The sequence below is a fragment of the Geothrix fuzhouensis genome, assembly GCF_024609325.1.
Taxonomy (GTDB): Bacteria; Acidobacteriota; Holophagae; order Holophagales; family Holophagaceae; genus Geothrix; species Geothrix fuzhouensis.
In genome coordinates, this window is the sequence record NZ_JANHMQ010000001.1 from 1,223,150 (window position 1) to 1,241,324 (window position 18,175).

Sequence of the window (18,175 nt, forward strand, 5' to 3'; positions counted from 1 at the left end):
GCGCGGCTTCCATGCTCTCACCTATCCTGTTTGCTTCCTAAGACCCTTGGTTTTCACGGGATCCGCCGGCCGCTTGGGCAGGTGCATGGGCGTTTCCGCCATGCGCTTCAGCACCTCCTGCACGCCCCGTTCCAGCTGGCGGTCGTGGCCCGCCAGCAGGGAGGCGGGATCGTTCTCCACCTCGATGTCCGGCGTCACGCCCTGGCCCTCGATGATCCACTCGCCGGTGGGGGCGTTGGTGCCGGACTGCGGGACGAAGACGCTGCCACCGTCGATCAGCGGCGTGCTGCCGCCGCCCACGACGCCGCCCCAGGTGCGCTTGCCGATGAGGGGTCCGAGCCCTGCGAAGCGGAAGTGGTAGGGGAAGATGTCGCCGTCACTGGCGCTGGTCTCGCTCACGAGCGCCACCATGGGGCCGTGGAACACGGTGGACGGGTACGTGGAGGGGTGCTCGCCCGCGTAGCCGAAGCGCGTTCCCAGCAGCTTCTTGCCCAGGCGCTCCAGGATCATCTGGCTGATGTTGCCGCCGCCGTTGGCGCGGACATCCACGATGAGCCCCTCCTTGCGGATCTGCGGGTAGTACCACTTGATGAACTCGTACAGGCCGGGCCCGCCCATGTCGGGGATGTGGAGGTAGCCCACCTTGCCGCCGCTGAGCTTGTCCACGGTCTCCTTCGAACGCAGCACGAAATCCAGGTAGCGCAGGTTGGCGTCGCTCTGGATGGGGTTGTAGGTGACCTGCCGCGCGCCCTCGAGGCTGGGCTTGGCGTTCAGGGTCAGCGTCACGGGGAAGGTCTTGTTCCGCAGCAGGCGGTAGGGGCTGTCGTCGGCCTTCAGATCCACACCGTCGATGGCCAGGATGTAGTCGCCTTCCCGGGCGTCCACGCCGGGTTCCGTCAGCGGGCTGCGGTACTTGGGCTCCTCGTTGTGACCGCGGTAGATGCGGGCCAGCCGGTAGCGGCCCGCGGCGGCATCCAGCTCGAAGCGGGCGCCGGGGAGGCCCACCTTGGCACGCTCGGGCAGGAACTGGTCGCCGCCGTCGGTGTAGGTGTGGCCGATGTTCAGCTCGGAGATGAGCTCCGTGAGCACGTAGGTGAGGTCCGAGCGGTGGGTCACGTGCTGGAGCCAGGGACGGTACTGCTCGCGCAGGGCCTTCCAGTCGTAGCCATGCATGTTCTTCACGTAGAAGAAGTCGCGGAACCGCCGCCAGGTCTCGTCGTAGACCTCGCGCCACTCCTCCGCGGGGATGCGGTCCACGTAGAGGGCCTTCGTGAAAACCGTCTTCTTCTCCGTGGCCTTGGGCTTGGCGTCCATGAGCTGGTACGAGGCCGCGGGCCCCTGCCCGGCCCGGGCCAGGACCTTGCTTCCGTCCTGGCTCAGCACCCAGCCCTGCACGCCCGCCATCAGCTCGCTCTCCTGGCGCTTCTTCAGGTCGAAGATCCACAGGGCGCCGCCGCCGGGCCGGCGGCCATTGGTCTCGCCGTACACGAAGGGTTCGGCCTTGCTGTAGAGCAGGAACCCCTTCACGGCCTCCAGGCCGCCCAGGTTGTCCGCGGGCACCGGCACGCGCACACCGCGCTGCTCGAAGCCGACGAAGTCGATGCGCACGGCGACGGGGGCTTTGGAGGCCTCAGGCTTCTTGCCGCCTTCCTCCTTCTTCTCCGGCCCAGCCTTCTCAGGGGTGGCCTTCTCCGGCGCCGCCCCCACCTCGTCGCTTTCCGGCGGGAAGGGATGAGGCACCGCCTTTGTCAGGGTGTAGGCCACGATGTCGGTGTTGCGGTTGCCGGCAAAATCGAACTCCAGGTTGCTGATCTGGGGCGCGTAGTCCCGGCGGCTGAGGGTGTAGAGGTACTTGCCCTCGGGATCCCAGGCGGGATCGGCCACTGTGAACAGCTCGCCCGTGAGGCGGTGGAGCTGCTGGTCCGCCAGGCCCCAGGCGTGGAGGCTGCGTGTGCCGTTCAGGTTGGCCAGGGAGAAGGCCAGGAACTGGCCGTCCGGCGACCAGGCCAGGTCGCCCACCCGGGCGAAGATGTCCTTGGCGGCCTTCGCGAGCTTGCGGTCCTGGATACCCAGCACGTAGACCACGCCGTCCTTGTCCGTGAAGGCCAGGTGCTTGCCGTCCGGCGCCCACGCGAGGCCGTTGAGCTGGCCCACCAGGCCGCTGGTGAGGGCTTCCGGCTTCCCCTTGCCATCCTGGGCCACGAGGTAGACCTGGTCCTCGCCGCTCAGGTCGGAGATGAAGGCGATGCTCTTGCCGTCCGGCGACCAGCGGGCCAGGCGGTCGTGGGCGCCGGAGGTGTTGGTGAGGTTGCGCACGGGGCCCTTCTCGATGGGCACGGTGAACACATCGCCCCGGGCCACGAAGAGGGCGCGCTCGCCCTTGGGCGACAGTGCGAAGCCCTCGATGTTCTTCTCCACGCTGATGCGTGCGGGCCGCGAGGCGCCGCCGTCCGTGGGCACGGTGATGGCGAGGCCCTGGTCGCGGCCGTCCTTCACGTGGAACACGTGCAGCTCGCCGTTGAGCTCGTAGACGATGCGGGCCTGGCGGTCGCTGGAGGGCCAGCGCACGTCCCAGGTCTTCTGGAAGGTGAGCTGCCTCACCGCGTCCGTGGCGGGGTCCACCGAGAACAGGTTGAGGGTGCCGTCGCGGTCCGAGGCGAAGTACACCTGGTCGCCGATCCACATGGGATCCCGCTCGGTGCGCGGGCTGGCGGCGATCTTCTTCTGCTGCTTCGAGGCGAAGTCGAAGACATAGAGGTCCTGGGCCCAGCCGCCCTGGTAGCGCTTCCAGTGGCGGAAGTCGCGGAACATGGGCGCGTAGGCGATGCGCGTGCCGTCCGGCGAGTAGGCGCCCGGCCCGGCCGTAGGCATGGGCAGCCGGGTGGGCAGGCCGCCCTTGAGGCTCACGGTGTAGAGGGCCGTGCGGCTCAGCACGCCGTCGGCGTCGCTGCCGGCGCGGAACAGCACGCTGCTTCCGTCCGGCGTCCAGCCCACCACCTGGTGGTCGTAGCCGCCCCGGGGTGGCAGTGGGCCCGCCGCCGGGTCGAAGGTGAGCTGGCGCGGGACGCCGCCTTCGCTGGGCATGACGTAGACCTGCTCGTCGCCGTCGTACTGGCCCGTGAAGGCGATCCACTTGCCGTCAGGGCTGAACTTCGCGAACACCTCCAGACCCGGATGCGCCGTCAGCCGCGTGGCCGTGCCGCCCGTGGCCGGGGCGCTCCAGAGGTCGCCGCCGTGGGTGAACACCACCTTGTCCCCGTGGATGTCCGGGAAACGCAGCAGCTTCGTCTGGGCCTGCGCCACGCCGATGCAGGCGAACGCAAGGATCAGGGAGCGGAAGAGAAGGGTGCGTCCAGGCATGGGAACCACCTCGATGGGAAGGATTGAATGATTCGCCATTGTATTACGAGGTAGACGCGCCGCTACCATCAAAACCCTCAACCCCATGGCTCGGCCGACCCCGATCCGTTAGCCTGAATGGCCATGCGCATCCCATTGGCCCTCTGCCTCGTGCTCTCCGGCCTTCTGCGGGCGGAGGAGCCTCCCATTGAGGTGAATCCCAACCGGCCGACCTTTGCCAACCCAGCCCTCACCACGCAATCAGGCGTGGCGGAGTTGGAATGGGGTCTCCAGCGGAGCGCGTTCCGTGAAGATGGCCCCAGCTTCGGAACGCCCACCCTCCTTAAATTGGGCCTGGCGAAGGATCTGGAGCTTCGCCTTGCTTCTCCGGGCTACCTGACACTGGAACCCGCGGGCGCACCTGCAACCTCGGGGTTGGGTGACTTCAACCTGGGCGTTCAGTGGTGCTACCTCCACGCTGGCCTGTTCGGCATGGATCAGGCCATCCAGATGGCCCACACCTTCCCCACGGCACCATCGGCGCAGGGCCTCGGCAATGGCGCGCCAAGCGACACCCTTACGCTGTTGTTCAGCCGGGATGCGGGGCCTTACCACATCGATGTGAACCTGCTGGAGTCCTGGATCGGGCTCACTCCTGATATGGGCGGGGGCCGCGCGACTCAAACCGCAGGCACCGTTTCCGTCACCCGCAACCTTAACGACACCTGGTCCATCACCGGCGAGCTGTACGCCCTCCAGGCCACCCCGATGAATGCACGCATCGCCTCCAATCTTTGGGCTCTAGCCTACAAGGTGTCGAAGCGGCTGGTGCTGGATGCGGGTGTGGATGTGGGGCTGACCCATGGGGCACCCCGATACACCGTCTTCACAGGGCTCACGGTGGGTCTGGGACGCTTCCGCAAGCCATGAGTGAATCGGCGCCTCTTTCCGTCAAGCGCCTGCTGGAGCAAGTCAAGGCCCGGCTGGAGCCGCCGTTCGCGGCGGTGTGCGTGGTGGGCGAGGTCTCGAACTTCCGGGGCTCGGGCAGGCATTGGTACTTCACGCTGAAAGAAGAAGGCGCGGCGCTCTCCTGCGCGGTGTGGGCGGGGCAACAGCGATTCCTCCAGCACAAGCCGGCGGACGGTCAGCGGGTGGTGCTCAAGGGGAGTCTCAATCTTTATGTGGCGGGCGGGACGATCACGCTGGCCGTGACGCACTGCGAACCCGCGGGGGTGGGCGACCTGCAGGCGCGGCTGCGGGCGCTGGAGGCCGACCTCCGCGCCCAGGGCCTCTTCGACCGGCCCAAGCGCCCCCTGCCCCGCTTTCCCAAAAGACTCGGCGTCGTGGCGGCCCTGGGCGGTGCGGCCCTGCGCGATGTGCTGGAGGTGACCGCCCGTCGCGCCCCGGGCATCCACCTGCTGATCGCGCCCGCGGCGGCCCAGGGCGAGCGCTGCGTGCCGGAGACGCTCCTCGCCATCCAGGAACTCCAGGATGCCCACTGGGGCTGCGAGGCCCTGCTGCTGGTGCGGGGCGGCGGGAGCCTGGAGGATCTCTGGGCCTTCAACGATCCGGAGTTGGTGCGGGCCGTGGTCGACTGTCGGATCCCCGTCATCACCGGCGTGGGCCACGAGATCGACACCACCCTGGTGGATCTGGCCGCGGATCGCCGCGCCGCCACGCCCAGCCAGGCCGCGGAGCTGGCCACGCCGGATCGCGTGGCCCTGGGCGCAGAGCTGCGGCGGCGCGTGGAAGCCCTGACGGCCAAGACGGCCTGGCGTCTGCGGGGCCTTGAGACGACGCTCAATCTGCTCACGGATCACGGCCTGCAGCGGGCGGAACCGCTGGCCGCACCCGGGACACGGTTGCTCGCACTGGGTCAGCGCCTGGCCCTGGCCCATCCAAGCCGCGGCCTGGACGCCGTGGGGGGGCGGCTCGCCCTGCTGCGCCAGCGCCTGGGGCAGGCCGCCAGCCGCGCCGCCGGCGAGCTGGACCAGCCACGGGTACGCGAGGCCCAGCGCGCCCTGGCGCCGGCGCTCCTGCGGGGCCTCCAACAGCGGGATCAGCGCCTGGCCGTGCTCGTGGAGCGACTGCGTGGCCTCGATCCGGCCGGTCCCCTGCAACGGGGTTTCGTGCTCGCCCTGGATGCCGAAGGGCACCCCGTCACCGCCGCGTTGGCGCAGCCTGCCGGTGCCACCCTGCGCCTTCGATGGCGTGACGGGGAGCGGAAGGCCCGGCTGGAATAGTGGCAAAGTTCAGGTGCCGGTGGTTTGTGACGATGGAGCTATAGGCAGGTCTATGCCAAAAATACATTTTTTACAACCACCATTCATGAAACGCCTGGCGATCGCCCTGATGGCTCTCTTCTGGGCCTTCGGCTTGGCCGCAGCTCCGCGGCGGGTGGTCAAGGTGGCGGTGTTCCCCAATGTTCCGGCCATCTTCATGGATCGGCAGGGGCAGCCCTATGGCTTCTACGTGGACATGCTCCGGGAGGTGGCGGCCAAGGAGGGCTGGGACCTGCGCTTCGTCCCCGGCACCTGGCAGGAAAGCCTCGACCGGGCCCAGTCCGGCGACGTGGACCTGCTCACCTGCGTGGCCTACACGCCGGAGCGCGACCGCTACCTGGACTACGGGCAGGAACCCTCGTTCACAGTGTGGAGCATGCTGTACACCCATCCCGGCTCCGGCATCACCACCGTGCTGGACGTCCGCAACCGCCGCATAGCGCTCATGCGGGGGGACATCAACGGTGAGCATTTCCGGGCGCTCTGCACCCAGTTCAACCTTCCCGTCTCCTTCACCGAGTACAGCGGCTTCTCGGATGTGCTCCAGGCCGTGGCCGATGGGCGCGCCGACGGGGGCGTGACTTCCAACATCTTCGGCTTCTCCCAGGAATCCATGTACAGCGTGGAGCGCACGCCGGTGGTCTTCAGCCCTTTCGACCATCATTTCGCCACCAAAGAGGGGCAGAACGGCGATCTGCTGGCGGCCCTGGATGCCTATCTCCGCGACGGGCGCAGCCGGCCCGACTCCGGGTACCACCGAGCCATCAACCGCTGGCTGTCCCCCCAATCAAAGGCGGGGTTGCCCCTCTGGGCTTGGCGGACGGGCCTGGGCATCCTCGCGGCACTGGCCCTATCCATCGCTGTGGCGTTCGGCTTCCGGCGCAAGGTGGGGAAGGCCACGGCGGAAATCCGGGAGTTGAACCGGGGCCTCGAACGAGAGTTGGCGGAACGGAAGCGGGTGGCAGAGCAGATCCTCCACATGGTCAACGGCCTCTCGGCCGCTACGGGGGAATCCTTCCTCCACGAACTGGTCAAGCACTTGGCCCAGGCCACGGAAGCCGATGTGGCCTTCATCGGAGAGTGTTTCAGCGCGGGCGACGCGGGGCGGATCCGCACCCTGTCAGTTCTCTCAAGGGGTGTTCCCGTGGAGAATTTCGAGTACGATCAGGCCGGAACACCGTGCGAGCGGGCCCTCCGCGGCGAGGTCTGCGTGTTCGCCAACCAGGTCCAGGAGAGCTTCCCCACCTGCGGGATGCTCCGCGACCAGAGTGCGGACAGCTACATCGGCGCGCCCCTCATCAATTCCCATGGCCGGGTCCTCGGGGTGCTGGTGGTACTCCATCGCGCTTCCCCGGCCTCCCCTTCGGAGGTGGCCTCGCTGCTGAGAATCTTCTCCACCCGGGCGGCCGCGGAACTGGAGCGGCGCGATGCGGAGGAGGCCCGGCTCCTGCTCGAACGGCAGATGCAGCACGCGCAGAAGCTGGAGAGCCTGGGCGTCCTCGCGGGCGGCATCGCCCATGACTTCAACAACCTGCTCACCGCCATGTTGGGGCACATGAACGTGGCGCAGCTGAAGCTGGCCCCCGAATCTCCGGCCCTGCCCCACCTGGACAGCCTGGAGCAGATCATCCACCGGGCGGCGGATCTCACCCGCCAGATGCTCGCCTATTCCGGCAAGGGCCGCTTCGTGGTGCGCCCCTACGACCTGAATCACGTGGTGCAGGAAGTCACCCACCTGCTTGAGGTCTCCATCCCCAAGAAGATCGCCCTCCGGTTCCAGCTGTCACCAGTGCTGCCCATGGTGGAGGCCGACGCGGCCCAGATCCAGCAGGTGATCATGAACCTGGTCACCAATGCGGCGGACGCCATCGGGGAGGCCGAAGGCACCATCCGCCTGACCACCAGCAGCCTCGAAGTGGACCGCGCCTACCTCGACCAGGTCTTCCATGGTCAGGACCTGGCACCAGGCGCCTACGTGACTCTGGAGGTGAGCGACACCGGCTGCGGCATGACGCCGGAGATCCAGGCCCGCATCTTCGAGCCCTTCTTCACCACCAAGCGCTCCGGCCGCGGCCTGGGCTTGTCGGCCACGGTGGGCATCCTCCATGGCCACCACGCTGGGCTTCGGATCTACAGCGAAGCGGGCCTTGGTACCACCTTCAAATTGCTCTTCCCCGCCAGTGCGGTCCCTGGCGAGGCCGCGCCCGTGCCAGCCCCCATCTCCGCGCCCTCCGGGAAGGTCACGGTGCTGCTCGTGGACGACGAGGCGATGATCCGCGAAGCGGCGGCGGCCGCCCTGGAAATGCTTGGCCTCACCGTCATCATGGCTGGGAACGGTGTCGAGGCCCTGGACGTCCTCGCCCACCAGGGCGACGAAGTGGACGTGGTGCTCATGGACCTCACCATGCCGCACATGGACGGTCGGGAGGCTTTCCAGGAGATCCGCCGCATCCTCCCCCAGCTCCCGGTGATTCTCAGCAGCGGCTATAGCGAGCAGGAATCCATCAAGGACTTCATGGGCCGCGGCCTAAGCGCCTTCCTGCAGAAGCCCTACACCCTGCGCAGCCTGGAGCAGACCGTGCTGGGCGCAGTGGGGAAAGGCCCCAAAGACATGTGACAATCCGCACCGCGTGGTAGTAAGGTAAAAAAAATCGCCGGTGCCCAAATGTCCAATGAAACCAATGCCGAGTCCGCGCCCTCTTCCCGGAGGCGGATCCTGGCCCCGGGCACGCAGGTGGGGCGATTCCGGGTGGAGGCCCTGCTCGGCACCGGCGGCATGGGCGAGGTCTACCAGGCCTGGGATCCCACCCTGGAACGCAGCGTGGCCCTCAAGGCCCTGCGGGCTGGGGCGGACCGCGAGGCCACCGCGCCAGAGCGCTTCCGCCGAGAGGCCTTGGCCCTGGCCCAGCTCAACCACCCGAACGTCTGCCAAGTGCATGACTGGATGGAAAACCCCAGCGGCACCTACATCGCCATGGAACTCCTGGAGGGGCGGACCCTGGATCAGGCGGCCCCGGACCTCACCGTGCGCGAGAAGCTCCAGGTGGTCAGCGCCGTGGCGCATGCGCTTGAGGCGGCCCACGCGAAGGGGTTGATCCACCGCGATCTGAAGCCCGGCAACATCATGGTGGCCCAGACCCCGGGCAGCCGGAAACTCCAGGTGAAGGTTCTCGACTTCGGCTTGGCGCGGCTGGTGGACCCTTCGGGCCCGGGCGACACCCGCGTCACCCCCTCGGGCGTGCCAACCCTGGCCACGCTGCAAGCCCTGGAGAAGGCTGGCCGGGCGAAGGCAGAAGACAGCGCCGAGGAACCCTCCGCCCCCCAGGCCTGGGAGCGGATCACCCAGGCTGGGACCTTCATGGGGAGCCCGAGCTATGCCTCACCGGAGCAGATCCAGGGCCAAGCGGCGGGGTCTTCCAGTGATGTGTTCTCCCTCGGCATCGTGGCGTGGGAACTGCTCGCGGGCGAGCACCCCTTCCCCGGCGAAGGGCGGGCGCGGATGCTGGCCATCGTGCAGGGCAGCCGCCGGGATCTCAAGGTCCGTGGCCTGCCGTCGGGGGCCTCGGAGCTCCTGCTGTCCATGCTGGAGGCCCATCCCTTCAAGCGGCCCACCGCAGCCCAGGTGGGCCGTCGACTCGACCATCTGCTGCGACCCCGCAGTGCCCTGCGCTGGGCCGGAGCTTCGGCGATGGGCGCCCTGGTTCTGGCGGTGGGCGCAAACTGGTTCAGTTCCCGGGGGATCATCCCCGACCTGACTCGCGAACGGCCCGCCCGACTGGCAATCCTCCCCTTCACGAACGCCACCGGTGACATCCACCTGGAACCTCTCACCCAGCTGGTACTGCCCCAAATGATCGAGGCTTCCCTGGGCGGCCAGGCCAAGCTCACCCCGGTGGATGCCGACAGTCTGGCCCGGGGCCGAGTGGCCCTGCGGCTGACGCCCCGGGGTCCAATCCCGCCGGAGGACCAGGCCCGCCTGATCGCTGCCCTGGGCGCCCAGCTGGTGCTGCGTGGCACCCTCTCCCGGGGCGGAGGCGACTCGGTCGTCCTGGCCTACGAACTCAGGGACGCCTCCGGGAAGCTCCGCCACAGCGGGGAAACGCGGGAAGCCAGCGGCCGGGTGGCCGTCTCCCTGCCCCTGGCCCGCAAGGTGGCGGCCAATCTGATCAAGGCCGTGGATCCCCTGATCTCCCAGCCCAAGGGGATGTTGCCGGTGGCCCCGGAGGCCCTGGAAGCCTATGTCCATGGCGCGGACCTCATGGACCGGGGGGACTTCAAGGAGGCTGCCCCGGCGTTCCAGGCCGCGGCGTTGAAGGCCCCGGATTTCGCCCCGGCGATCATCGGCTACGCCCGGTGCCTCAGTCGCCTGGCTGATATGCCCCCCGAACCTGTGTTCCAGTGGGCCCGCTGGTCCGCTCGCGCCCAGGGCGACCGGGTCAGCGAGATGAAGGCCCTCCATTACCTGTCTGTGCGGCAAGGAGATCGTGGGCAGTGGGAGGCCTCGGACCGAACCGGCCGCGAGGCTCTGGAGCTGGCTCACCTCCTCGGGGACGCCTCCTTCGAGGCAGGGATCCATGCCACCCTCGGCGTGAACTTCCAGCGCCAGCACAAACCCGCCGAGGCGGAAGCCGAGTACCAGAAGGCCCTGGCCAGGTACCAGCGTCTGGGCGACAAGCTGAACGCCACCCGGTCGTTCAACAACCTGGCGGTGATCGAGAAGGAACGCGGCCACCTCAAGGAGGCGGAGGCCCGCTACCAGAGTGCCCTCCAGATCGTGCAGGCCTACGGCGATCGCTGGGGCGAATCTTTCATCACCAACAATCTGGGGGATCTGGCCCTGGCCCAGGACGGTGGCCTGGACCGGGCCGAAAGCTTCTTCCGCCAGGCAATGTCCCTGCGCGAAACCATCGGTGACGCCAATGGCCTGGTCTACTCCCTCATGGGCCTGGCTAGCGTCGCCCAGGCGCGGGGCGAACTGGACCGCGCCGAGGGGCTGGAGCGCCAGTGCCTCGACCAGGCCCGGAAGACCCAGCTCCGCCCCATGGAAGCCACGGCCCTCTACAACCTGGGCGAGGTCAACCGTGACGCCGGCCACTACGAAGCGGCCCGCATGTTCTACCGGCAGTCCCTCGTCCTCCACCAGGAGCTCGGAGACACGCTCATGGAGACGCACTGTCTGGCGGCCGAGGCGGAATGCATGGCCCGCGAAGGTCGGCGCGGCATGGCCCGCGCGCTGCTCGACCGGAGCCGCACCCTCTCCACCGAGGAGACGCCCTACATCCTCCGTGCCCAGGCCTGGCTGGCCCGGAGCGAAGGCCGGCCGGACGAGGCCAAGGCCCTCTTCGGCAAATCCCTCGACAGTGCCCGCATCCAGGCCCCGGAGCTCATCCGCGAGCTGAAGGAAGCCTTGCGCTAGATCGACACGGAGAGAGGCTCCCTCAGCGTTTCAGGATGAGCAAGGTGAGGTCGTCCGCCAGTGGCCGGCCCTGGGTGAAGGCCACTACATCCGTCAGGATGGCAGCCTGCAGATCCTCGCAAGGACCGGCGAGCAGCGCCTCTAGGCGATCCTCACCATAGAAGGCATCATCCGGCGCCTGCGCCTCGGACAGGCCGTCCGTGTAGAAGATCAGGCTATCTCCGGGTTCCAGGATGCCCCCACAGGGTTCCAGCGCTTCCTTGAACCCGGTGGCGCTGAGACCCACGCCCAACCCCCGGGGATGGAGGCGCGTGACGCGGCCATCCGCGTGGCGCAGGAAGGCGGATGGGTGGCCTGCCCGCACGAACTGGTAGCAGCCGGTCCTGGGATGGAAGGTGCCATAGGCCAAGGTGAGGAAGAGCCGGCGGCCATGGCTCTGACACCAGATGCCATTCAGGCGATCGGCCACCTCAACCGGGCTGAGGGTCTGCTTATCCAAGGCAGACAGCACCCCCTTCGTTTCCGCAGCATAGAAGGCGGCACTGGTTCCCTTCCCGCTGACATCCAGAATGAGGAAGGCCAGGCTGCCGTCCGGCAGGGGGAATAGGTCGTAGTAATCTCCCGCCACCTCGCGGGCCGGCAGAATGGCGGCCCGTACCGAAGGCATCTGCAGCGCCTCCAGATCCGGCAGCAGCCGCATCTGGACCTCGCGGGCCACGCGCAGCTCCTCCTCCATGCGCAGCCGCTCCTCGCGCTCGACATCGGCCCGCTGGAGCCGGGCCGCCATCTCGTTGAAGGCCGCCGTGAGGCTGGCCACCTGATCCCGCCCCAGGGGCCGGATACGGGCGGTGAAGTCACCAGCGCTTAGCCGCAAGACGCCGCGGAAGAGGCCGTCCACGGATTTCCCCAGCTTGCGCGCCAGGTACAGCCCCATGGCCAGGGCGAGCAACTGGAAGCCGAAGAGGACCAGGATGGCCAGCACCAGGGCGAGGATGATCAGCAGCGTCTCGCCGGAGAGGTTGCCGCCCTTGCCGAAGCCAAAGCCCCGGAACAGCTCCTCCAGACTGGTCTCCGGGGTGACCGTAAGCAGCATGGGGCGTCCCGAGTCCCAGTCCACCACCCGCAACCCCACCGGCGGCAACCGGAAGGCCTGGAAGAGGCCCCTGCCCTGGGCGACCTCCCCGTTCTGGTAGCTCGCCACGGCCGGGATGCCCCGGCGCAAGCCCGAGAAGTCCAGGGGCGTCTCCTCGTTCCCTTGCTTCATCTTCACGTGGTCATCCTCGACCGCGCCCCAGTCCAGGCGATAGTCCATGCGCCCGCCCCAGATCTCCCGGCCCGAGGTGCTCATGCGGCCCAGGCCCAGGCTCAGGAGGCGGTAGCGCCCCTTCTCGGCGGCCACGGCCCGGAGCGCCACCAGCTTCCGGCCGGCGGGCGTCGTGTCGTAGACGAAGCCCACGAAACCGTCCTGGATGCCCGGAGGCAGGGCCTCCACCCGGCGCACGTGCGCTTCGCTCAGCACCTCCAGGGCCTTCAGCGCCTCGGCATCCGAAGGCTGCTTCACCGCCTCGCGCAGGGCGGCTTCCATGCGCCGCAAGTCGCCCTGGAAGGCCCGGCCGACCTGAGCGCCCAACCCGAGCCAGCCCGCGGACACGAACAGGGCCGTGAGCGTCAGCGCAGGCAGGAAGGAGAGCAGGAGCAGAATCATCCAGAGCCGGCGCGACACCTTGAAGAGCAACCGGAGCCAAAGCCAGCGCAGCCCCAGGAAGCCCAGCACCAGGGCTCCGATCCAGAAGGCCGCGGCGGACAGGCCCCACAGGCAGCCCGTCCCCGTCAGGTGCCAGCGCGTCGGCAGCAGCAGCCAGGGCAGGCCGCAAGCCAGGGTGAGCCAGGCCCATCGGGGGTGCAGGGACACCAGGTGCCGGCGGAGTGCGCCCAGGAACGGGAAATCGCTCCAGCCGGTCATCTCAGACCATCAGCATCCCGCCGTTGACGCTGAGCACTTGGCCGGTGATGTAGCCTGCCTCATCGCTGGCGAGGAAGGCCACGGAAGCGGCGATGTCGTCGGCGGTGCCCATGCGGCCCAGGGGGATCTGCTTGGTGAACTCGGCCTTCACCTCCGCCGGAAGCCCCGCGGTCATGGCTGTCTCGATGTAGCCAGGCGTCACGGCGTTGGCAGTGACGTTGCGGCTGGCCAACTCCCGCGCCACGGACTTGGTGAGGCCGATGAGGCCCGCCTTGGCGGCCACATAGTTCGCCTGGCCTGCATTGCCCATCTGCCCCACCACGGAGGCGATGTTGATGATGCGGCCCCAGCGCTGCTTCATCATGGGCTTGGTCGCCGCCTGGATGGCCGTCCAGGCACCCTTGAGATTGGTGTCGATCACCGCGTCCCAGTCTTCCTCTTTCATCTGGATGAGCAGCTTGTCGCGGGTGATGCCGGCATTGTTCACCAGGATGTGGATGGCGCCGTGGCGTTCCACCGTCGTGGCCACCGCAGCGCGCACGGAGGCCCCATCCGCCAGGTCGGCCACCACCACATCCGCCTTGCCACCCTCGGCTGAGATGGCGTCTGCCACTTCCTGGAGCTTCCTCAGCGTGCGAGCCGCGCAGACCACCGTGGCGCCTTGGGCGGCGAGGCGCTTCGCGATGGCTTCACCAATACCCTGGCTGGCACCGGTGACGAGGGCGACCTTGCCTTGCAGGCTGAACATGGGACCTCCGGATGGATGAGAGCCCAGTCTAGCAAGGCGGGGCGGGACGGCCCGTTCAGGCGTCGGGATTGCCGTCCATGAGCACGGTGTCCACCTCGGTCTGGCCGAGGGCGGGCAGCCGCAATCTGATCTTCGGGTTGAAGTCAGAGCCGTGGAGCCGCACATCCAGGTACGTGGTCTGGGGATCGATGGCAGCGGTGCCGATGATCGTCTCGCTGCCTCGGCCCTCCAGCTGGCAGAGGCGATGCCGGTCCCCGCCGCCCTGGAAGCTGGCGCGGAGGAACCGGGGCCAGAGAGCCTTCAAGCTGACCCGGACCGTTTGCGCGTCCACCCGCTCGATCTGCACGATGGCACCGTGCCCCTGCCGCGCCTCCACATGGGCCTGGAGGCGCGAGGAGGCCGCGTCCCATGTCTCGGTGGCGAGCCCCGTCTGGGCTGCGAATAGAGCGATCACAGGCGACAGGAGTCGGATGGAAAACATGAATACCTCGGAAGATCTTTTCCTATGATGAAAGGACCTCCGTCCGATTTCTACCTATTTCAGGGCCTTCAGCCACTGGGCCACCGGAGCCAGATCCGCCAGGGGAGTCTTGTCGCCGTAGGCCGTCAAGGCCGAAGCCCCGTCCAGCGTCGTCCGGGGTCGGGTCTCGCGCTTCAGGAGGTGGTTCGCCTCCGGCAGTTCGAGCACGGTGCCCTTGAACCCGAGAGGCACCGCATCCGGTTTCCAGGTCTGCACATCCCGGTCGCCCCAGACCACGGCACAGGGCACGGGGAGGCGCTGGGCCAGGGCCCAGGGATCCAGGTCCAGGGTGGCGCGGACGAAGCTCCGGCTTTCAGCCTGGGCCAGATTCCGGGCCAGCCGCAGCACACCGGGGGCCACCTGGACGCTGGCGTCGGGCAGGGCTTTGTCTTGCCGGATGGAGGCCTCGACCGCGGTCAGGTAGTCGAGGTTCGCCTGGGCCACTTCCTGGGGCGCTCCGGCCGCGTCCAGCTGGGCCTTCACCTGGGCCAGGATCACGCGCCCCATGCTGAGGCCCGGCATGGCCAACAGCAGGGCGGCGTCCGCCTCTCCGGCCGCCAGCAGGGACAGCAGCGCGCCTTCGCTGTGGCCCACCAGCAGCAGTTTCTTCCCCCGGGCCTCGGGCTGCGCTCGGGCGGCCAGCATCGCCGCCTTGAGATCGCCCAACTGCGCGTCCAGGGAGATGTCGAGCTTGGGATCCTTCGAGCCGATGAACCGCTTGTCATAGCGCAGCGAGCCGATGCCCTGCCCCTGCAGCCAGGCGGCGAAGTCACGCCCGCCGTGGCTGGGCGTCGGGATCAGGGGATTCGACCAGTCGCGATCTGTGGGGCCAGAGCCGGCCACCATCACCGCGAAGTAGGGATGGGCACCGCCCGCCTTGACGCTGCCCTTTAGCGGGAAGGCGTTGAAGCCCGGGAAGGTGAGCTCCCGATCTGGCGCTGGGACGGGCGTGGCCTGGGCCATGGCCACGAGGGCCGCAGTGGGAAGGCAGAGCCAGACAGGGTTCATGAAACCTCCGGAGTCGCGGACGACGTCCTTACCCTCCAGGGTAGACGAAGCGCCGGCCTCCCCAGTTCAATGGCCCGGCCTCGCCGAAGGTTCACGGCGGCTCAGGGTCCAGGCTTCATCCGCCCCACGGGCAGCAGAACGAGGACCTTCTCCTCGGGCGGCAGGTCCAGGGACGTGCCAATCGCGGCCAAGTCCACTCCGGAGGCCACGCCGCTGCCGAGCCCCAGCGCCGCGGCCTGCAGCAGCAACGCCTGGGAGGCCGCGCCCGCCTCCCAGAAGGTGTAGTCCATCTTCGCGACGGGCTCCCTGGAAGACAAATTCAGGGGCCTTCCCGTCACCACAAACACCGAAGGTGCCTTGACAATCCATGGTTGCATCGCTGGCATGGAGCCGAACAGGGCCGAAGCCCCCTTGGTTCCAACCGCACGGAGGGCGTGCGTTTTCGGCAGATACCGATAGGTGCCCGGCCCGAGGGTGGGGCTCCCCTCGGTGACGAGGTACAGGCCAAGGGGGTAGCGGGCATGGGCACTGGGGACCGTCCGGCGGCCGGGACGGTTCTCGCCCTGGGCGCTCCAGAGGAGCTAGGCGGCTTCCGCCATGGAAAGGGCAGGTCCCGTGAGGTCCCGCGTGGTCCTTCGGGCCTGGAGCGTTGCGTCCAGGGACACGGTCCCCGCCGCCGGGGTGGGTAACACCAAAGGGCCCTTGGGAGGGGCGGCCGGGGGCGCCTGAGCGGAGCCGACCACTGCCCCCAGCAGGGCGGACACCAGGACTGGACGAAGGGCGGGTGCGCGGAACACGGCAGCCTCCTGCAGACGCTCTCCATTGTCTACCTTCCGGCCAGAAACGCCCGGGTGACGACGATAGGTCGTTGACAGAAGGAAAGGGATTCCTCAATATTGCTGCTCTGGCAGTGATTGCTTAGGCATTTAATTGGAGCCCCTCCCATGAACACGGATCCAAAGGAGACGGAACCGCTGTACACCCCCGAGAACTACAACCCGGAGGACAGCCTGGGGCGGCTGATCGCGGATGTCTCCCGGCGGATCCTGACTGGATTCGATGACGAAATGGCCAGCCAGGGCATGGGCATCACCGGGGCGCAGTGGGTGATCCTCATGCGAATCGCCCGGGGTTGCGCTTCCACGGCCGCCGAGCTGTGTCGCTTCGGCCACTGCGACACCGGCTCCATGACCCGCATGCTCGATCGCCTGGAAGAGAAGGGCCTGTTACGCCGGGTGCCCAGCAGCACGGACCGCCGGGTCACCCTTCTGGAACTCACAGAGACGGGCCGGGACCTGTTGCCCCACCTGCCGCCGGTGGCCATCAAAGTGCTGAATGCGCATTTGAACGGCTTCTCGCGGGAAGAGCTGGAGCAGCTCAAGGGGTTCTTGAATCGGATCCGGGCCAACAGCGGGCTGCCCGCATGACCCAGCCAGGATTGTTTGCAGAACAGATGGAGGCTTCCATGTCCCGCGCCAGCTCCAGGGTCCAGAGTGCAGCTTGTGTCCGCGGCGGGGGACGGGGGTTCGTTCTCGCATTGCTGGGCGCGAGCGCGGCCTGGGCCCAGGCACCTACCCTCAGCCCAGCTCCCGTCCAAGGTCCCGTACCAACCTCCGCGCCAGCCCTAGCAGCCACCGCCAGCCCGCACCCAACCGTGCAACTCACCCTGGCTCAGGCCCTTCGGACCGCCCTGGCACAGAACCCGCGCGTGCAGCAGTCGCTGCTGACCATCGCGGAAAGCGGCGACGACCGCCGGGCCGCCGCCGCGGCGCTCATGCCCACGGTGGCTGCCCAGGCCATCGGCCAGCGCAACAAATACAACCTGGATGCCCTGATGGGGCTGGCGCAGCCGCACGGCCCCGAAGTCGTCGGCCCTTTCAACTGGGGCCAGGTAGGCGTGGAAGCCCAGGTCTCCCTATTCGATTTGAGCCTCTGGAAGAAGTGGCGGGCCTCCCGGCACGCCGAGGATGCCACACGCGCCCAAGGACGCGCCGTGCGCGAGGAGATCGCCGCCCTGGTCGTGGGCCAGTATTTGCGGGCCCTCCGCGCCGCGGCTTCGGTGCAGGCCGGGGAATCCCGCGTGGACCTGGCGGAGGCCCTGGCCAAGCTGGCGGAGAACCAGCAGAAGCAAGGGGTGGGTACCAAGCTCGATACCTTGCGCGCCCAGTTGCAGCTGCAGACCGAGCGCCAGCGCCTCATCCAGGCCCAGACCCAGCGCTTGACGGCCCTCGCCGGCCTGGGCCGCCTGCTGGACCTGGCGCCCGGCACCCACCTCGATCTGACGGACACCCTCGCGGCCCCCGCCCTGCCGGCGGGCGGTTTCGACGAGGCCTACCAGGCGGGTCTGACCCAGCGCCCCGAACTCGCAGCGCTGGATGCCCGGGAGAAGGCCGCCGAGAACCTGCGCCAAGCCGCCCAGGGCCTGCGTCTGCCCACCCTCGTGGCCACCGGGACGTATGGGTCCACAGGCCTCCAATCCCAGCCCTGGGTCAACACCTACCAGATCTCACTGGGCCTCCGGGTGCCCCTGTTCACCGGCGGCCTGGTGTCCTCCCACATCTCCCGCGCCAAGTCCGAGCAGAGCCGGGTTCAGGAAGCCCGGCGGGACATCCGCGCCCAGGTCGGCTACGAGGTCCAGGTGGCCCAGGCGGAACTGGATGCCGCGGCCCACGAGGTGGAGGTGGGCAACCTCGCCGTCTCTCTCGCTACGGAAGCGCTCACCCAGGCCCGGCACCGCTTTGAGGCCGGCGTGAGCAACAACATCGAAGTGATCAACGCCCAGGATGAACTGGCGCGCGCCACCGACAACCAGATCAGCGCCCTCTACCGCCTGAACCAGTCCCGCGCGGACCTGGCCCGAGCCACGGGGCAGCTGGAATCGTTCTTCGCACGCTGATGG

The 18,175-nt window shown here is 68.3% G+C and carries 12 protein-coding genes and 1 pseudogene; 6 read left to right on the forward strand and 7 right to left on the reverse strand.

Going from position 1 to position 18,175, the window contains the following annotated elements; all coding sequences use genetic code 11:
- Positions 1 to 21 precede the first annotated feature (21 nt).
- Entirely contained in the window at positions 22 to 3,360 is a 3,339-nt protein-coding gene (locus NOV74_RS05545) for a S41 family peptidase (RefSeq protein ID WP_257309991.1), read from the reverse strand.
- A gap of 123 nt (positions 3,361 to 3,483) precedes the next feature.
- On the opposite strand from NOV74_RS05545, the gene NOV74_RS05550 reads away from it, so the two are divergent.
- The 4 genes from NOV74_RS05550 (at position 3,484) to NOV74_RS05565 (ending at position 11,037) form a co-directional block, all read left to right on the forward strand.
- A complete protein-coding gene (locus NOV74_RS05550) occupies positions 3,484 to 4,269 on the forward strand; it encodes a transporter family protein (RefSeq protein ID WP_257309992.1) in 786 nt (261 codons plus the stop codon).
- Positions 4,266 to 5,582 carry an exodeoxyribonuclease VII large subunit gene (xseA, locus tag NOV74_RS05555; RefSeq protein WP_257309993.1) on the forward strand — a complete coding sequence of 439 codons (1,317 nt, stop codon included), beginning with the start codon at positions 4,266 to 4,268 and terminating at the stop codon, positions 5,580 to 5,582. Before NOV74_RS05550 ends, xseA begins: the two co-directional genes overlap by 4 nt.
- An 85-nt stretch (positions 5,583 to 5,667) precedes the next feature.
- Positions 5,668 to 8,238: a response regulator gene (locus tag NOV74_RS05560; protein ID WP_257309995.1), complete on the forward strand. Its 2,571-nt coding sequence runs from the start codon at positions 5,668 to 5,670 to the stop codon at positions 8,236 to 8,238.
- 48 nt (positions 8,239 to 8,286) lie between these two features.
- Entirely contained in the window at positions 8,287 to 11,037 is a 2,751-nt protein-coding gene (locus tag NOV74_RS05565; RefSeq protein ID WP_257309996.1) for a serine/threonine-protein kinase, read from the forward strand.
- Between the two features lie 22 nt (positions 11,038 to 11,059).
- Here NOV74_RS05565 and NOV74_RS05570 read toward each other — a convergent pair whose 3' ends face one another.
- The 6 genes and pseudogenes from NOV74_RS05570 to NOV74_RS05595 all read right to left on the reverse strand — a co-directional run bounded on the left by NOV74_RS05570 (position 11,060) and on the right by NOV74_RS05595 (position 16,073).
- Complete coding sequence (locus NOV74_RS05570) at positions 11,060 to 13,000, reverse strand: PP2C family protein-serine/threonine phosphatase (RefSeq protein WP_257309997.1); 1,941 nt, start codon at positions 12,998 to 13,000, stop codon at positions 11,060 to 11,062.
- A gap of 1 nt (position 13,001) precedes the next feature.
- Positions 13,002 to 13,748: a 3-oxoacyl-[acyl-carrier-protein] reductase gene (fabG, locus tag NOV74_RS05575; RefSeq protein WP_257309998.1), complete on the reverse strand. Its 747-nt coding sequence runs from the start codon at positions 13,746 to 13,748 to the stop codon at positions 13,002 to 13,004.
- Between the two features lie 55 nt (positions 13,749 to 13,803).
- The gene (locus tag NOV74_RS05580) at positions 13,804 to 14,229 is read right to left on the reverse strand and encodes a hypothetical protein (protein ID WP_257309999.1); all 426 of its coding nucleotides are present in this window, start codon (positions 14,227 to 14,229) and stop codon (positions 13,804 to 13,806) included.
- Positions 14,230 to 14,283: 54 nt separating this feature from the next.
- The gene (locus tag NOV74_RS05585) at positions 14,284 to 15,276 is read right to left on the reverse strand and encodes an alpha/beta hydrolase (protein WP_257310000.1); all 993 of its coding nucleotides are present in this window, start codon (positions 15,274 to 15,276) and stop codon (positions 14,284 to 14,286) included.
- A gap of 101 nt (positions 15,277 to 15,377) precedes the next feature.
- A pseudogene (locus tag NOV74_RS05590) lies at positions 15,378 to 15,833 on the reverse strand (nitroreductase family protein); the annotation flags it as partial.
- Between the two features lie 24 nt (positions 15,834 to 15,857).
- Positions 15,858 to 16,073 (reverse strand): hypothetical protein, encoded by a 216-nt coding sequence (locus tag NOV74_RS05595; protein ID WP_257310001.1) that lies wholly within the window; start codon positions 16,071 to 16,073, stop codon positions 15,858 to 15,860.
- A gap of 147 nt (positions 16,074 to 16,220) precedes the next feature.
- Here NOV74_RS05595 and NOV74_RS05600 point away from each other — a divergent pair, with 147 nt between their 5' ends.
- Both NOV74_RS05600 and NOV74_RS05605 read left to right on the forward strand, forming a co-directional pair.
- Positions 16,221 to 16,703: a MarR family winged helix-turn-helix transcriptional regulator gene (locus tag NOV74_RS05600; RefSeq protein ID WP_257310002.1), complete on the forward strand. Its 483-nt coding sequence runs from the start codon at positions 16,221 to 16,223 to the stop codon at positions 16,701 to 16,703.
- A gap of 38 nt (positions 16,704 to 16,741) precedes the next feature.
- Entirely contained in the window at positions 16,742 to 18,172 is a 1,431-nt protein-coding gene (locus NOV74_RS05605) for a TolC family protein (RefSeq protein ID WP_257310003.1), read from the forward strand.
- Positions 18,173 to 18,175 lie beyond the last annotated feature (3 nt).

What these genes read in the sequence shown, in the direction of transcription:
- NOV74_RS05545 (WP_257309991.1), bottom strand. Translation starts at nt 3,360, where the DNA reads ATGCCTGGACGCACCCTTCTCTTCCGCTCCCTGATCCTTGCGTTCGCC.
- NOV74_RS05550 (WP_257309992.1), top strand. Translation starts at nt 3,484, where the DNA reads ATGCGCATCCCATTGGCCCTCTGCCTCGTGCTCTCCGGCCTTCTGCGG.
- xseA (WP_257309993.1), top strand. Translation starts at nt 4,266, where the DNA reads ATGAGTGAATCGGCGCCTCTTTCCGTCAAGCGCCTGCTGGAGCAAGTC.
- NOV74_RS05560 (WP_257309995.1), top strand. Translation starts at nt 5,668, where the DNA reads ATGAAACGCCTGGCGATCGCCCTGATGGCTCTCTTCTGGGCCTTCGGC.
- NOV74_RS05565 (WP_257309996.1), top strand. Translation starts at nt 8,287, where the DNA reads ATGTCCAATGAAACCAATGCCGAGTCCGCGCCCTCTTCCCGGAGGCGG.
- NOV74_RS05570 (WP_257309997.1), bottom strand. Translation starts at nt 13,000, where the DNA reads ATGACCGGCTGGAGCGATTTCCCGTTCCTGGGCGCACTCCGCCGGCAC.
- fabG (WP_257309998.1), bottom strand. Translation starts at nt 13,748, where the DNA reads ATGTTCAGCCTGCAAGGCAAGGTCGCCCTCGTCACCGGTGCCAGCCAG.
- NOV74_RS05580 (WP_257309999.1), bottom strand. Translation starts at nt 14,229, where the DNA reads ATGTTTTCCATCCGACTCCTGTCGCCTGTGATCGCTCTATTCGCAGCC.
- NOV74_RS05585 (WP_257310000.1), bottom strand. Translation starts at nt 15,276, where the DNA reads ATGAACCCTGTCTGGCTCTGCCTTCCCACTGCGGCCCTCGTGGCCATG.
- NOV74_RS05600 (WP_257310002.1), top strand. Translation starts at nt 16,221, where the DNA reads ATGAACACGGATCCAAAGGAGACGGAACCGCTGTACACCCCCGAGAAC.
- NOV74_RS05605 (WP_257310003.1), top strand. Translation starts at nt 16,742, where the DNA reads ATGTCCCGCGCCAGCTCCAGGGTCCAGAGTGCAGCTTGTGTCCGCGGC.